The sequence below is a fragment of the Actinomadura sp. GC306 genome, from assembly GCF_004348665.1.
Classification (GTDB): domain Bacteria; phylum Actinomycetota; class Actinomycetes; order Streptosporangiales; family Streptosporangiaceae; genus Spirillospora.
Map to the genome: position 1 here is coordinate 13,026 of NZ_SMKM01000059.1, position 15,100 is coordinate 28,125.

12 protein-coding genes and 1 tRNA gene are annotated in these 15,100 nt (G+C 69.1%); 2 read left to right on the forward strand and 11 right to left on the reverse strand.

The window, feature by feature from the left end; all coding sequences use genetic code 11:
- Positions 1-27 precede the first annotated feature (27 nt).
- From E1200_RS11535 to E1200_RS11570, 9 genes are all read right to left on the reverse strand, one after another.
- Positions 28-969, reverse strand: coding sequence for a lytic transglycosylase domain-containing protein (locus E1200_RS11535; protein ID WP_131951846.1), 942 nt, complete (start codon positions 967-969; stop codon positions 28-30).
- Entirely contained in the window at positions 960-1,874 is a 915-nt protein-coding gene (locus E1200_RS11540) for a replication-relaxation family protein (protein WP_131951847.1), read from the reverse strand. The genes E1200_RS11535 and E1200_RS11540 overlap by 10 nt, the downstream gene beginning before the upstream one ends.
- Positions 1,874-4,327 (reverse strand): DUF87 domain-containing protein, encoded by a 2,454-nt coding sequence (locus E1200_RS11545; protein WP_207933296.1) that lies wholly within the window; start codon positions 4,325-4,327, stop codon positions 1,874-1,876. Before E1200_RS11545 ends, E1200_RS11540 begins: the two co-directional genes overlap by 1 nt.
- 2 nt (positions 4,328-4,329) lie before the next feature.
- Positions 4,330-6,132 carry an ATP-binding protein gene (locus tag E1200_RS11550; RefSeq protein ID WP_243708482.1) on the reverse strand — a complete coding sequence of 601 codons (1,803 nt, stop codon included), beginning with the start codon at positions 6,130-6,132 and terminating at the stop codon, positions 4,330-4,332.
- Positions 6,129-6,551, reverse strand: coding sequence for a hypothetical protein (locus E1200_RS11555; protein WP_131951849.1), 423 nt, complete (start codon positions 6,549-6,551; stop codon positions 6,129-6,131). Before E1200_RS11555 ends, E1200_RS11550 begins: the two co-directional genes overlap by 4 nt.
- Positions 6,548-7,513, reverse strand: a complete 966-nt coding sequence (locus tag E1200_RS11560; protein WP_165950283.1) for a PrgI family protein — start codon at positions 7,511-7,513, stop codon at positions 6,548-6,550. Before E1200_RS11560 ends, E1200_RS11555 begins: the two co-directional genes overlap by 4 nt.
- Positions 7,510-9,159 (reverse strand): hypothetical protein, encoded by a 1,650-nt coding sequence (locus tag E1200_RS33645; protein ID WP_165950284.1) that lies wholly within the window; start codon positions 9,157-9,159, stop codon positions 7,510-7,512. The genes E1200_RS11560 and E1200_RS33645 overlap by 4 nt, the downstream gene beginning before the upstream one ends.
- Positions 9,160-9,161: 2 nt before the next feature.
- A complete protein-coding gene (locus E1200_RS11565; protein ID WP_131951851.1) occupies positions 9,162-9,524 on the reverse strand; it encodes a pilin in 363 nt (120 codons plus the stop codon).
- A 280-nt stretch (positions 9,525-9,804) separates the two neighbouring features.
- A complete protein-coding gene (locus E1200_RS11570; protein ID WP_131951852.1) occupies positions 9,805-10,626 on the reverse strand; it encodes a hypothetical protein in 822 nt (273 codons plus the stop codon).
- 437 nt (positions 10,627-11,063) lie between these two features.
- On the opposite strand from E1200_RS11570, the gene E1200_RS11575 reads away from it, so the two are divergent.
- Together E1200_RS11575 and E1200_RS11580 are read left to right on the forward strand one after the other, a co-directional pair.
- Positions 11,064-11,969: a hypothetical protein gene (locus E1200_RS11575; RefSeq protein ID WP_131951853.1), complete on the forward strand. Its 906-nt coding sequence runs from the start codon at positions 11,064-11,066 to the stop codon at positions 11,967-11,969.
- Positions 11,966-12,952, forward strand: a complete 987-nt coding sequence (locus E1200_RS11580; RefSeq protein ID WP_131951854.1) for a DNA methyltransferase — start codon at positions 11,966-11,968, stop codon at positions 12,950-12,952. The genes E1200_RS11575 and E1200_RS11580 overlap by 4 nt, the downstream gene beginning before the upstream one ends.
- Before the next feature lie 244 nt (positions 12,953-13,196).
- On the opposite strand, the gene E1200_RS34770 is transcribed toward E1200_RS11580, so the two are convergent.
- Both E1200_RS34770 and E1200_RS11590 read right to left on the reverse strand, forming a co-directional pair.
- Complete coding sequence (locus E1200_RS34770) at positions 13,197-13,952, reverse strand: hypothetical protein (protein ID WP_243708483.1); 756 nt, start codon at positions 13,950-13,952, stop codon at positions 13,197-13,199.
- A gap of 976 nt (positions 13,953-14,928) precedes the next feature.
- Positions 14,929-15,004, reverse strand: a tRNA-Glu gene (locus E1200_RS11590).
- Between the last annotated feature and the right edge of the window lie 96 nt (positions 15,005-15,100).

Here is a 15,100-nt window from a genome sequence, read left to right on the forward strand (position 1 = left end):
AGCGATCTCGCGCGGGAAAGCGGAAGGTCACGAACGTAGGAGTGCAAGCAGGGGACGAGTGGTGCCTATCCAGTCTTGGCGGCGGTAGGTTTCTACGCCTATGGCGGGGCGGCAGGTTGAGCAGCGGGCGGCGACCATCTTGCCTGGGGCGATGACGAGGCCGACGTGGCCGGGGCGGTTTGTGGAGGTGCCGGGGCCTGAGTTGAAGAAGACCAGGTCGCCGGGTTGTGCCTGGTGGTTGGGGACTCGTACGCCGAAGGGCCATTGGGCGAAGGTTGTGCGCGGGATGGTGAGGCCAGCGGCTCGGTAGGCGGCCTGGACGAGGCTGGAGCAGTCCCAAGCGTTTGGGCCGGTGGCGCCGAAGACGTAGGGCTTGCCGCGTTGGGCCATGGCGAAAGCGATGATCTTTGCGATTGTCTCGTTGGGGGCGGTGATGGCTCCGGAGTCGCCGCAATCGGTCGGTGCTGTGGCCTTGTAGTGGCGGGCGCGGTTGAGTACGTCCCTCACGTAGGCGTTGCTGTGGTTGTAGGCGAACAGGGCGATGCGCATCTTCTGGGGCGCGCCGTTGTGCTGGAGGTAGCGGGCGGCGGCGGGGATGGCGTCTGCAGGGTCGTAGCGGTCTTTCTTGCCGTCGTGGTTGCCGTCGACGCCGAAGGCGGCCCAGGTGGCTGCGAGGAACTGCATGGGGCCACCGGCTCCGGCGTGGTTCTCGCCTGAGCGGACGCCGGGTGCGTGAGATCGGCCGTGATCGGACTCGGCTGCGCCGATGGCGGCGAGGATCTCCCATGGGATGCGGTACTGGGCTCCGGCCTTGCGGTAGAGGGCGAGGTAGTTGGCTGGGATTCCGGTGCCCGGTGGACCGTCGGTGCCCAGGCCGCATTCGTTGTGCGTAGAAGATGATCCGCTGACAGCGCCTATGAGGACGACGGCCAGGACGACGAGGGCGACCAGTCCGGCGACTACGGGCAACGGCCGTCCTCCGTCTCGCGGGTCCCGGGAAGGGGTTGCCGGAGGGGTGTGGTGGCCAGGGCGATCAGCGGATGGCGTGGACCGTCCCCACCCGCGGGTAGCCAGATGGGGGCAGCCGGGCTGCTGGTCGTTGGCGTGTGGACGGCGGTCGCGACGGGGACGGGTGGTGTTCCCAGGAGTCTGCGGAGGTTGGCTTCACGGCGGCTGCTCGGCAACCAGAACAGAACCGGGGTACTGATGCCGGTCGCTTCGGCGAGAGCCTCGTATCCGTTGAGCTTCGCGGCGACCTTGGCGAGGCTGACGCTTCCGGTGTCGTGTTCTAGGAAGAAGTCGATCGTTGCTGGTCCGTCGCCCTCACGGGATGGTTCGCTCCATCGGCCGTAAGCGTCTGGGCAGGCGAGGTCGCCCCAGAGTTGGGCGCATCGGTGTTCGGGCCACCATTTCTCGAGGCGCGCACCAGGGACGTGGCGCGCATGGGCGTGTAGGCGGGTGAAGAAGTCGTTGACGCCGACCTGGTGGGCGAGGTGCTTGGAGTGGCTGATCCGTAGGACGGCGGTGCGCCGGTAGCCGAGTCCGGCGAGGTCGGTGTCTCGGTGAGCGGCCAGGCATTGGGCGCCGACCGGTCCGATGACCCAGTGGAAGGGAGCGGCACCGACCGGCACCCACGGCTGGAATCTTTCCAGCGCGTCGAGCCGGAACAGTTGCAGGAGCCGGTCGCGCGCCTTGTTGGGCGCGCTGAAGAAGGTGGCGGCGATCTGGTGGGTGGTGAGGACGCGGTGTTCCCAGACGAGCTCGAGGATCGCGCGGTCCCGGTCGGTGAGCCGCCGGCGCAGTTCGAGGAGCTTCTCCGGTGCCGCGCGTCCGGTAGTTCCGGAGCCTCGGCGGTGACGGATGGTCTTGGCCATTACTTGCGCTCCTCGTCCTCGGCGGCGTGGTTGGTGCGGGGATCGAGCAGAACCGTGTTGGCCGGAGACGCGGTTGGCTTCGAGGTGATGGGGTGCGGGGCGAACCGTTTGCGTGAGGCGTGGCGGATCTCGTCGGCGCGTCCGGGGATCGGGTCGCGGAGCGGGCGGGTGCGGAAGGTGAACGCTTGGGTTGGCTGGCTGGCGGTGACGAGGCGCCCGGTGGCCTGGTAGGCGCCCAGGTGGGCGAGGTCGTGTGCGGACAGGACGGGGCCGGCGTGCCGGGCGAGGTCGCTCGCGTCTTCGGGTGAGGCCGCGAAGTAGATCTTGTTGCGGGCGTCGGCGGACACCGCGTCGCGCAGATCTTTGGGCAGTTGGGAGAGGTGTTGGTGGGCCAGGACGAGCGAGAGGCGGTAGCCGCGGGCCTCGGCCAAGATGTCGGACACCGACCCGGGCAGGTTGAGGAAGTTGTGGCACTCGTCTATGTAGGCGGCCGAGTCCGGCCGCTCGTGCTCGGGCAGTGCTGCGCGGCGGGTGATGCCTTGCCAGGTGTGTGCGAGCAGGAGTGACCCCATGAGGCGGGCGGCGTCTTCGCCGAGGACGCCTTTGGGTAGGCGGGCCAGGACGAGGCCGCCGCGGTCGAGGTGCTGGGCCAGGTCGACTGTGGATCCGGTCGCGGAGAGGGCTTGGTGGACGAACGGGCGGAGCAGCACGGCGCGGAGCTTGTTCATCACGGGGCCGATCGCGGCGGCCCTTCCGGCCGGTGACAGTTCGTCGTAGCCGGACCAGAAGCCGCGTAGAAGATCGTCCGAGAGCCGTCCGACCACGCGGGCACGGAACGCCGAGTCGGTGAGGAGCTGCGGGACCTGGGCGAGGGTGGCGCGGGAACCGTGAGCGTGCATGAGGCTCAGGCAGGCCGAGCGCAACAGGTCGTCCAGGCGCGGCCCCCAGGACGAACGGAAGCAGCGATGGAAGATCGACACGACCGAGTCCACGGCGAACGCCGGGTCGGGGCCGGACAAGATTCCGACCGAGGGCGGCGGTGCGGGGTCGGACGGGTCGAACACCACCGTCCGGCCTGCCATGCGGCTGGGGAGCCGGTCGAGGACGTCGGTGATCAGGTCGCCTTTGGGGTCGATGACCAGGGCGCCGCGGCCGTCATGGGCGTCGTCCAGGATGAGTGAGGCGAGCAGGGTGGATTTGCCGACGCCGGTCTGTCCGAGGACGTGAACGTGCTGGCGTCCGCCGGTGACCGGTAGCGCGACCGGGCGCCGGTGGCTCGCGTCGGCGTCGCCCAGCAGCCGTGCGGGACCGTTGACGGCGTCCGGGCCAGTGGGGACGTCGGGTGACGGGGCGACCGGCCGGGCTCCGGCGCGCGTGATCGCGGGCGCGTCTTGGTCCAGGGGCAGGTGTGCGAGGGCGGCCAGTTCGGCGGCGCCCAGCAGGTAGCCGCGTCGGAATCGACGCCACATGAGGGCGCTGGTCGGGTCTGGAAGCCTGCGGCGGCGTAGGTGCTGGTGGCCGGATGCGTACAGCGCGGCGATCGATGCGAGGGCGTGCGCTCGACCGCGCAGCCACTTCCGGAAGTGTTCGGTGTCGGGTGCCCCGACCGCGTAACGGATCTCGACTTCGAAGCGGGGTTGAGCCGCCTTGGCCAGGATCGCGCGAACCTGCTCGGCGCGCTCGGGATGTGCACTCGCCCGTGCCGCGGGGGATGCGTGCCCGAAGGTACTCGCGCGCATTCCAGGTGTGATCAGGTCGAAGAAGAAGCCCCGCGACGAAGCAGGGCGCCCGTCCTTGAGCCTGGAGGCAACGCGGTGCGCGCGGGAGAGGCGACGGCCGGTGACCGGTCGAGCGAGGATTTGGACGGCGGCGTACTGCCCCTTGTCGAGTCCCGACATCGCGCTGAGGAGGGAGCGGACCGGGTCGGTCTGGTGATCGGTCTTCAGCGGATAGGAGTCATCGCGGGACAACACGAGACGGCCACCGACCGTCGCTGCCCTCGTCGGGATGGGAAGCGCGGCGGGGCGGGTTGTTGTGGTGGTGGCGCCTGGCCAGGCGGCTCGGATGGTCTCCTCGACCATGCCGGGCGGCACCGTTTCGGGCACCCAGATCTGCACGCGGACTCCGGACGCGTCGCCGACGTACTCGAAGGCCAGGTACGGCTGTCCGAAGATCCAGCGCTTCCATGCCGGGGCGAGCAGGGCGGTCTGGTGGGCCCACCAGGCGGGCGCGCTGGCCGGATCGACCTGCGGCGGAACCGACACCGTGATCAGACGGTCGTCCTGGTGGAACCGCCGGTTGTGCCAGTGACACAGGGCCGCGCTAGCCGCCTTGTACACCGAGAAGGCCGCTCCCGCGATAACAGCGGCGATCGGGCCGTAGTGCGTGACGAGCGTAGGGATGTGCTGGCTCTGGTCGAAGATGTGCGTCCAGTGCGGGACGTCCTGGAGCATGGTCACAGCGGGTCGCCCTCCCCTTCGTGGTCGAGTAGTTCAGCGGGATCGGTCGTGATGACCTTGTGCTCGGCGGGGGAGGAGATGGCGGCGAAGGCTGCCCGGTCGTCGGCGTTTCCGCCGCACAGCAGGCCCTCGCCTCTTTCAGCCGACAGGAGGAATGCGCGTTCGCCTTCGGACAGCGCGAACGCGTCGCCGACGGCGGTGATGGCTTGGGGTGCCTGGCGGAGCAGGATCTGGGTTGCGGAGTTGGCGACGACGGCGCGGCCGAGGTCGGAGGCCAGCAGGTCGGCGGCGTCCTGGGTGACGACGGTCAGTCCGGCCCAGTGCTTTCGGGCGGACTTGGCGAGCCGGTACAGGAAGCGGGCGCCCTCGGCCTCCTTCATGAGCATCCATGCCTCGTCGACGATGACGAGGCGGGGGCGGCGGTCGGCGGGGTTGGCGACCTTGCGCCAGATCGCGTCCAGCGCGAGCAGTACCCCGACGGATTTGACCTCCTCGGGCAGGTCTCGCAGCGAGAACACCACCAGGTGCCCGTCCGGGCGGGTGGTCGTGGCCTGCGCGAACAGCTCCTTGTAGGAACCGGCGACATAGGGCGCGAGGCGTTCGGCGATCCCCTCGCCCTCGGGATGGGAACTGATGGCGAGTTGTTCGACCAGGTCGGCCAGCAACGGTGCCGGACGTCTCCAGGTGGCGGGGTCGGAGTTGATGCCCTTCGCGGCGTAGGCGGCAAGGACGGCGCGGTCTAGGACGGGCCGCGCGGCGGGTGTCAGCGGTTCGCCGAGCATGGCGGCGACGAGTGTCTGGGTGAACAGGGCGCGGCGGATCAGGGTGTCGTCGCCCTGGTCGGTGGGCAGGTCGAACGGATTGAACGCCACGCCCCGCGCGCCGAGGCCCAGGTGGGTACCGCCGGTCGTCTCTGCCAGGGCCCGGTATTCGTCCTCTGGATCGATCACCGAGACCTCGACGCCGTGATACAGCAGGCGCAGCGCTTCGAGCTTGGTGAAGTAGCTCTTGCCCGCGCCGGACCGGGCCAGGACGACGGAGTTGTGGTTGTCCTGGGCGAACCGGTCCCACATGACGACGCCCGAACTGGCGACGTTCACCCCGTACAGCACCTTGTTGGAGCCGGTGGGGGCGTTCAGGTCGGGTGAGGCGAACGGGAACGATGCGGCGAGTGCGCTGGTGTCGAAGGTGCGGCGCTGACGGATCGCATCGGTTCCGAGTGGCAGCGTGGACACCCAGCCCTGCATGGCGCGAAAGGTCGTCGGCTGTGCGTCTAGGAGCAGGGACGCGGCCAAGGCCCGGACCTGCTGTATTTCGGCGTCCAGTTCCGCGGTGTCCCAGGCGTGGACGGTGAGGTACAGGCCGACGCGGAACAGACGGCCGTCTCCGCGCGCCAGCGATGAGGCCAGGTCGGCGGCATCGTCGGCGGCGGCCTCGGCTCCGAAGTCGGCCAGTCGGCCCGCCTCGGCGTTGGCGCGGGCGCTGGACTCCAGGCGGGCGAGTTGCCGCCGGAGTCGTTGGGCGGCGACCATCGGCGGGATCGGCTCGACGTGCATTGAGACGTCGAGCCGCCCCGGGTAGGTGAGGAGCGGTTCCAGCCAGCCTGCTCCGACCTCACGTGGATATCCGGTGATGGCGAACGAGGCGCAGCAGCCGTCCGGCATCTCCAGGGACGATGCGTTCACGCGGAGCGCGGAGGGCGCGAGCAGATCACCCACACCGCCCGGCCGGTCCTGGTCGTCTTCTCGGGTGGGCGGGGCCGAGGTGAGCAAGGACCGAGTGAGTGCGGACAGCTTCACCGGGTCACCACCTGGGCAACCGGGTGACCGCTCGCCTGTGCGGTCGCGGTCAGGACGTGGACGAAGTTCTCGCGGTCCAGGCTGCTCAGTGCCGATGCGGGGAAAGCGCCGCCGGTGGCTAGTGCCGCGGCGACCTGGAGAACGGCGGCCTCGCCCGAAGAGCACACCAGGCGTCCGCAGCGCAGAGCGGTGGCGGCCTGGTCCCACTTCACCCAGGCGAGGACTTCATCGGGTGCGCCCGGGACGGTGTCCTGTTCGATGAAGTGGGAGCGAAAGTCGGCGCGGGTCAGCCAGAACCCGTGCATGATCAGTAGCTCGACGGCCGCGAGTTCACCACGCAGGCCCTCTGCGTATCGGAGGAGCCCGCTGGCCAGGTTGTTCACGGACGGTCGCTTGATTCGCCGATGAGCGTGGGTCATGCCGAGGCTCCTTCGGTGGTGTGGGCCGTAATGGGCTGGTCCGGGTCGGCGAGCGGAGCGGGGCGCTCGTGGCCGGGTGAAAAGGCGTCCGACAGCACCTGGACGCAGGCGTCGGCGTTCAGGAACTCCGCCGTCACGCCGAAGCCGCTCAGCGTGCGGACGGCTTCGGCGGCTCGGCGAGCGACGATGGCGGCGCTCGCCTCACGGGCGCGTTCCCGGCGTCCCGAACCCGGGGCGGGCTGATCGCGGACGACGATGAACACGTCTCGCACCAGCAGGGTCCGGGAGTCGCCGACCTCGTCGAGATAGGCGGCGTGATCTTCGGCCGCCCGCTGCAAGGCCGGGTGCGGGAGATCGGGCGCGGCCTCCGCCACCCGTGAGGCGAGGTCGGACAAATCAACGGGGCGGGCCCGGATGAGGATCTGCACCGGGGACTCAAGCGAGTTGAGCCACCGTCCGAAGAAGCCGACCAGCGCGGCCTGCTCTGCGGACGTCCGCAAACCGAAGGAGATCGTTCCCGCCCGGACGAGTGCGGCCGTTCCCTCCTTGTCCAGGTCCATGACGCCGTCTTGGCGGACGGCTCGGACGGGGAACCGCATGGCGCCCGGCAACCGGCCTCGGACCTTGCACCAGGCCGGCGCCTCGGGAATCGCTTCGGGTGCGGCGATGAGCGTGCGTCGCCGACGAAGATGATCGATGGCGGCGAGGGCGAACCGGTCCAGGCCCATGCCGTCGCGGCGAGCGAGGGCCATCGAGGCCCCTGCCGTGATCACTGGGAAGCACAGTCCCGCCGCGACGGCGATCGGTAGCAGCGGCGAGACTGTGACGAACATCAGCGCCGTGATCAAGGCGGTTGCGCCGAGGATGACGAGTTGGCGTGCGGTGAGCCCGTACATGATCTTGTCTGGCTGCTCCACATCGGCCGGGATGCGTGCCGACAGCGGCTCGTGGTCGTCGTTCAACGGTTCCTCCTGCCGTGGCGGCGGTTTCGGGGCGGATCGAGCCGCACGAACCTGCGCGGTGCTGGACGACGGGGCCTCGCGGCGCGCCGGTAGGGGCGTGTCGGTGGCTGCGTCGGGATGCGCGGGTGCGGCCGGGCAGGACCACCCGCACCCGTCCGGCCGGGAACGGGCGGGACGTGTGGCCGGTGTGGCGCGCCCCTGGGTGCCGCGCCGTGCCCGGGGCGGTGATGGGACCCGGGGCGGCCGTGTGCGGCGTTGTGGGGGCCGCTGCGGGGCCCGTTCGCCGAACCGGGGCGCGGCCGGTGTCGCCGGTCGGGACCGCGCGGCTGGCGGCATTGGGGCCCATAACCGGGCCCGCGATCGGGACGCGGACCATTGCCACCCGACGGCCCGCCGTGGGGACCGCCGTGGGGCCCGTTGCGCGGCCCACCGCCGCCACCGGGGCGGGGACGGCCCTGCGCTGTGCTGGCCTTGGCGGTACGGGCAGCGCCCCGAGTGCCACGTGCCGCCTTGCCCGCGAAGCCCACCACGGCGCCGACGCCCTTGTAAACGACGAACGTGCGCACAAGCTGGGAGAGCATGCGAGGCTGCGCGGGCTGCCACACGGTGCGCGCGACCCACCGCGGAATGCAGATCAACACGTAAAGGAGCGCGATCACCAGCAGCAGGTCGACCAGTTCCGCCTGCGCGGTCGGGGCACCGAGGAAAGAGCCGCCATCCTCGCCGTGCTGCGACAACAGCAACTGCAGGGCGGTGATGAACACGAACGACTGGCAGACCTGGATCGCCAGGGCACCGGTGATCCCGCGCCACCACAACCGAGCCAGGCCATCGGTGAGAGGCAGCGCATGGAACATCAGCGCGATCGGGGCAACACCGACCAGGACCATGATGATCGCCAGCCGCATCACATAGATGAAGGCCAAGATGCACGCCAGGACGACGACCACCAGCGTGACCAGGACGAAGAAACTGCCCCCGGTGTTGATCGAGGCTTCGATGCCCTGAGCGAAAACCCGTCCGGCCTGGTCGGGATCGATCCGGTCAGCGCCGCTCATGAAGATCGACCGGGCCAGTCCGTTGGCGAGCTGAATCCCGTATCCGATCACGATGAGACTGGTGTTCATCGCGATGAACGCGACCACCAGCCGCACAATCGTCTGCCCTGGCGCGGCTACTCCGGACAGAGTCTGTCCGGCCATCAGCATCACGCCGGCGAGCAGCACCATGAGCACGAAGCAGGTGTTGGCGATCGTCCGGGACGTCGCCCAGATCTGCTCGGCCGCGTTCATGCCCGGCGACCCGACCTCAGGCGTGGCGAGCTGCGTGTCGGCCAAGAAGCCCAGCACCGGCTCCAAAGAGTCCCTGGCCAGCGACCGGAACCAGTCGGTGATGGCCTCCTTGGTGTGGCAGCCGACGTTCACCCAGCCGCAGTCGTCCCCTTCCTCCTCGCCTTGGTCGCCGTCGGAGGAACCGTCCTCCTCGGGGTCTGAAGGGGCGGCGGCAGAGACGGCGCTCACCTGCCGAATGGCCGGACGAGGGTCGGCGCTGGCGTGAAGAACCAGGCTCAGCACACACCCACTGGCCAGGAAGAGAGCGGCGACAAAGGCTCGCCTGCGCCGAATGCAGCGGGTCTGGGCGCGCACGGTCAGGACCCGACGACGTACTTGAGGATCTGCACGAGGGCCGGGGCGAGCATGGCGATGCCGTAGCCGATGGCGGCATTGCGCAAGGTGCGCTTACCGGCCTCGGCCTCGCCGGGGTCGCCACCGGCCAGCAGGTACCGGACGCCCCCGATGGTGGCGAACAGGGTGGCCAACGCGACCAGCAGCCCGACGATGACGTTCCGCAGGTTGTTGATGACCTGCTCGATCCGCTTATCGGACGCCAGGACACCGGAGGCGACCTGCGCGTCTGACGCCGATGCCAGTGTCGCGGCGATCACCAGACCGCACAGCAAGATGCCGGTGCACCACAGCAGAACCGCGGCGGCGAGGCGCCCCGTGCTCACATCGGGCCGGCGGGATGGAAGAAGGTCGGACAACGGACGGATGCTCAACGGGCAGCCCTCCAGGCAGGAACACGGAGCAACGGGCGGGACAGAGCGGCTGATCGGGACTGCGGCGTGCGGCGGACAAGGCGAGCAAGCACGGAGGTGAAGACGGGCCGGGCCTTGCGGGTGTCCTCCTTCGGCAAGGGCACTCGGCGGATGGTCAGACAGTGGGGACCGGGTGACTATCCGGCCCGGACCCGTCTTCAACCTGTGTTGTTCTCACCTAGTAACTGACAGCTCACATCCCGTTCTTGGACATCAGCGATGCGAAGTCGTCGCGAAGACCCCCGTCCCGCAGCGCGGCGACCAGACACATTTCGGCGCGGCGGCGGCGCTTCATCAACGCCTGGTAGTTGGTGCGGAGCCGCTCAACGAGGTCGCTCGGTGCCATGCCCTCCAGCCGGGTCATGATGATGATCTCGGCCTCAACCGCGGTGATCACGTCCTGCTGGACGGCCGAGGCCAGCAGCAGGTCCACGTGTGCGTCCGACGAGGCGGAGGAGGTGATCTCCGCCAGCGTGCACGGATCCACCGGGATTACCTGCACCCGCGCGCGGTAGGCGCGCTCAACCGTCCTGGCCGAGCGGGCCACCAGCCGCTGCGGGATCCAGGGCTCTTCCAGGTCGATCTGGTGCAGCGTCTCGTGGAACTGCGACAGCAGGTCCGCCGCAACACGGGAGGTACCTGCTCCCGGGTCGTTATCCAGACGGCGCAGGCGGTCGCGCACGACCGCCTTGAGCCCCGGCAGCGCGACACCGACGCACGCTATGACCCAGGCGGGGCCTTCGCTGCGGGCGCGCGTCACCATGTCCTTCCACGCGGCGTCGCGCGCCTCCTGCCGGGTGGACGGGTGCAGCATGATCGCCCGAAGCTCATCCAGCGCGATCATGCGGGCGGGCAGCCCGTGCCCGAGCGCCGCGCCGTCCACCGACAGCGGCGCCGGACCGCGTGTCAGGAGATCGAACGTCGTCTCCGCGACGTCCAGGACGTGCTCGGACTCCCCGCCGGTGCGACGGCTGCGCTGGTCGGAGCGGTCGGCCGGACGGATGTTGGTGGCCATGGGAACCCCCGAGAGAGCGGTCGGTGAATCGGTCACCGACATCTCGCCAGAGGCCATGTGCAGATCATGAGCAACGACCCGCGACCAGATCTGTTCACGATCTGCTCAAAATCGCTCTGACCAGGGAAAACATGGTCCGCTGCTCGTGTGCACACGGCGCCAGCCGTCAGAGGTCAAGCACAGCCATGTGCTTAAAACGCCGCTGACCAGCATCAACAGGTGCGCCAGAGAACCCCCATCAAGAAAGATCAAAACTCCGAGACGGACCCTTGCCAGGCTCATGCTTCGTTCCAGGGCCAAGGAGCACGGCGGCTGCTCTCGACTTAGTTGCGGTGAACACGACCAGAAATCCGGGCTGCGCGTGTCCAAGATCGGGGTCGGCGGGGTCAGTTACTTGGTGAGACAGGGGACCGGGCGACCATCACGGGTCACCCAACATGACCAGCAGCAACAAGCCGAATCCGACACCGGCCAGCGCCGCGCGGCAGCTCCTGCCGCTCACCGTCTGGCTCTGCCCGGACGACACCGCCGACCAGCCCACCCATGACGCGCAGCCCTGCCACGGCCCGGCGCACCGGGCTCACCACACCCGGACCTGTGAACGGCACCTCGGCACGATCAGCTCCGGGCTCGCACGCCACCTCATCACCACCGCCACCGATGAACACGATGTGATCGCGGAGGCGTTCACCAGCAACGCCGCCACCCTGCGCGCGGCGGCCGAACTCGACCGCCGCGCCGTCGCGTGCGTCCCGCACTTCCCGCTCGCCCGGCACATCGGCGCGCAGCTGCGTGAACACCTGTCCCATGAACAGCTCGGCCGAGTCGCGATGCGGCCCTGCCGCGCCGACCAGATGCACCGCGGTATCGCCGACCAATCCGGAGAGGTCGCACTGGTCATCGCGGCACCGTCCACGGCCGGAAGCCACACCACCGAACCAAAGCCCAGGCAAGCGCGAGGGTCGTGCCCGGCGTGCCTGTCGGACGTCCTGACCAACAGCGCGTTTCGCTCGCAGACGTTCCTGTCGGCCGCCTACCGGGTCCTGCGCCCCGGAGGTCACCTCGCGGTCGTCACCACGGCCAGACACCACCACGGACGCCTCATCGACCCCGCACCGGCGATCATCCGCGAGGCGCGCAAGGCCGGGTTCCGCTACAGCCAGCACATCATCGCCGTCCGCGTCCCCGTCCAGGGCGACACCCTCCTCATCCAGGCCGGCCCTGACAGCATCGGCCAGCTCCGCGACATCCGCTCCCGTGCCATGCCCCCGGCGGCTCGCGTGCACGCCGACGTCTGCCTGCTCACACGACCGGGCGGCCGCGACCGGGGAGGTCGCCGATGAACATGAACACCCGCACCGAGGCTGGCGCGCTGGCGTCCGTCCTGCTCACCGGGCAGCAACCCTCACGCGTTCAGCGCAGGGGCCGCTACACACCCGAGTCGATGGCGCACCCGGCCAAGATGTTGCCCGCCATCGCCGCCCAGGTCATCACCGCCTACACCAAGCCTGGGGACCTGGTCATCGACCCCATGTGCGGCATCGGGACCACGCTGGTCGAAGCCGTCCACCTGGGACGCGACGCCACCGGCATGGAATACGAGGCCCACTTCGCGCAGATGGCCGCCAGCAACCTCCGCCACGCCCGCGCCCAGGGAGCCACCGGCACCGGACAGGTCGTCCACGGCGACGCCCGCAACATCGCCACCGCGCTCGCCGACCTCACCGGAACCGCCGCGCTCGTGCTGACCTCTCCTCCCTACGGCGCGACCACACACGGGCACGTACGCACCGGCAGAGACAACGGCGGCGGAAAGATCGATAAGGCCCACCACCGCTACTCCACCGACCGCCGCAACCTCGCCCACCGCCCGACCGCCGAACTCGTCGCGGGCTTCGGCCAGATCCTCACCGGGTGCGCGGCCCTGCTGCGCCCCGGCGGAGTCATAGCCGTCACCGTCCGCCCCTTCCGCGTGGCCGGCGAACTCGTCGACCTGCCCGGCCAGGTCATCACCACCGCCAACCAACACGGCCTCGTACTGATCGACAGGCTCGCCGCCCTGCTGTGCGGACTACGCGACGGACAGATCGTCACCCGCGCCTCGTTCTTCCAAATGATCGAAGCCCGCCGCCTCCGCGAACACGGCATCCCCGCCATGGCCACCGCCCACGAGGATCTCCTCGTTTTCGCCCCTGTGGACGAGACCGACTTCACGGGCGGCGAGGCATGCGGCCTTGATCTTCACGGCGGAGGTGTGCCGTCATCACCCGATCGGTTCGACACCGGAACCACCACCGCTGACACCCGGCGGACGGGGACACGGTGACCGGGCCGGACAGGCAAACCCGGGACGACGGGGAGCAGCTCAGGCTGGCCTGGCGACTGGTCTTGGCGGACCCGTCCGTTCAGGAGCAGCTCACCCGGGTTCAGGCACGCGCGATCAAGGAGGTACTCACGTGGTGGAGCAATCACACAGCCCAGTCCCGCTCGAAGTGTTCGCAGCAGGATCGCGAAGCACCCGATCCCGGGGTCTGACTGGCCCCGGTGGAGGATTCCGGCTGTCGGGGCCGCTACGGGTGGCCTTCGCAGGACGGACCTCGACCGAAGACAAGCAGGACCCGACCTTGTCGCTCCCGCGCCAGCTCGCCAGCAGCCAGACCGCGCTGCACACGTCGCTTCCCGACAGGGCTGTCATCGTCGCGCACTTCTACGACATCGAATCCGGGCGCAAGGACCTCGCTGCCCGTGGGTTCGGACGCGGGCACGAGCGGTTCAACATCCCCGTACCGCGTGACGGCGGCATCCAAGACCTGCTGCTGGAAGCGTCCCAACCCGACCGGCGCTTCGACGCGGTGATCTGCGAGTCGGTCGACCGGATCGCGCGGCGGACCTACGTCGGAACGCAGATCGAAAACACCCTGGAGAAGCTCGGCATCCCGCTGTGGGCGTCGGACGAGCCGATCACCCTGAATGGGAAACGCTCCTCCCAGGTGCTCACGCGGCGGGTGAAACAGGGCGTGGCCGAGTGGTACGTCCTGGAGATGCTGGAGAAAGCCTGGGGCGGGTTCGAAGTCCACACCGAACAAGGCTTCAATGTCGGACGACCACCGTATGGCTACCTGGCGCACAAGGTGCTTCACCCCGTTGCCGCACGCCGCGAGCAGGGCGCGACCAAGCATGTCCTGGCTCCAGACCCGGTACGCGGCCCGGTTGTGCAGACCATCTTCGAGATGCGCGTCAGTGAGCGTTTCGGCTACCAGGCCATCGCCGACCGGCTCAACCGCGATCTGGATCGGTACCCGCCGCCCGTCGCCACCGCGAAGCACCGCAGTGTGGGCAAGTGGACCTACTCCTCAGTGCGGGAGGTGCTGACCAATCCCAAGTACACCGGCTACATGGTGTGGAACCGCAAGGCCACCACCTCAGCCGGGGGCCGCAACAACCCTCCCGAGGCGTGGATCTGGTCCAGCGCGCCCACCCACCCCGCTCTTGTGAGCGTCGAGATCTTCACCGATGCCCAGAAGGTCGCGCGTGATCGGGAGGGTTCACGCAGCTGTTCCGGGCCCAACACCGCGCACACCGACACCCGTCGCTCCTACGCACTCCGCTCCTACATGACCTGCGGATTGTGCGGGCGCCGGATGTTCGGCAAAGAAAGCCGGGGACGGATCTACTACATCTGCCGTCCCGCCCGTGCCTACCGTCCCGAAGGGCACCCGGCGAGCATCTGGGTTCGCGAGGAACCCCTCATGGCGGGCCTGACCGAGTTCTTCAACCGCGAGGTCTTCGGCCCCCACCGCCGTGAACGCCTCCACGTTCTGCTCAGCCGCCTCGACGACACCCACCTGCGCGAACACCAGGAGCGCGTGGAGGCGGCCGAGCGGCAGATCGTGGAGCTGAACCAACGCAAGGAACGCATCCTGGATTCACTCGAAGCCGTCGACGACCCCAGTCCCGTCTTCGTGAACTCCCTCAATGAACGCGCAGCCACTATCGGCGCGGACCTGGAGGCCAAGCAAGCCGCCCTCCGCGAACTGCGGGATGCGACCCTGACGGCACCGTGTCCCGATCTGCTGAATCACTTCCCGACCGGAACGGTCGACCTCGACCTGCTACCCGAGCCGACCCTGCGGCGCCTGCTGGACGCCTTCGCCGTCGAGATGCGTCACGACAAGGAGGGCAACCAGGTCGACGTCCAGGTCACGATCACGCCCGAGACGACCGAAACGCAACGATGTGCGGCGAATGCTGTGATCGCGGGTGGCGGCGCAGACGCTGCAAGTGATCATGCAGCCATGCGCGTGGTACCCCCTACCGGATTCGAACCGGCGCTACCGCCTTGAAAGGGCGGCGTCCTAGGCCGCTAGACGAAGGGGGCCCGGGGCGTGGCGGTGTGGCTGCCACGCGACCTGGTCAAGTGTAGGGGACGTGGTGGGTCGGCGTGCAAACGGTTAGTCGGGTTCGGCGGATGTGG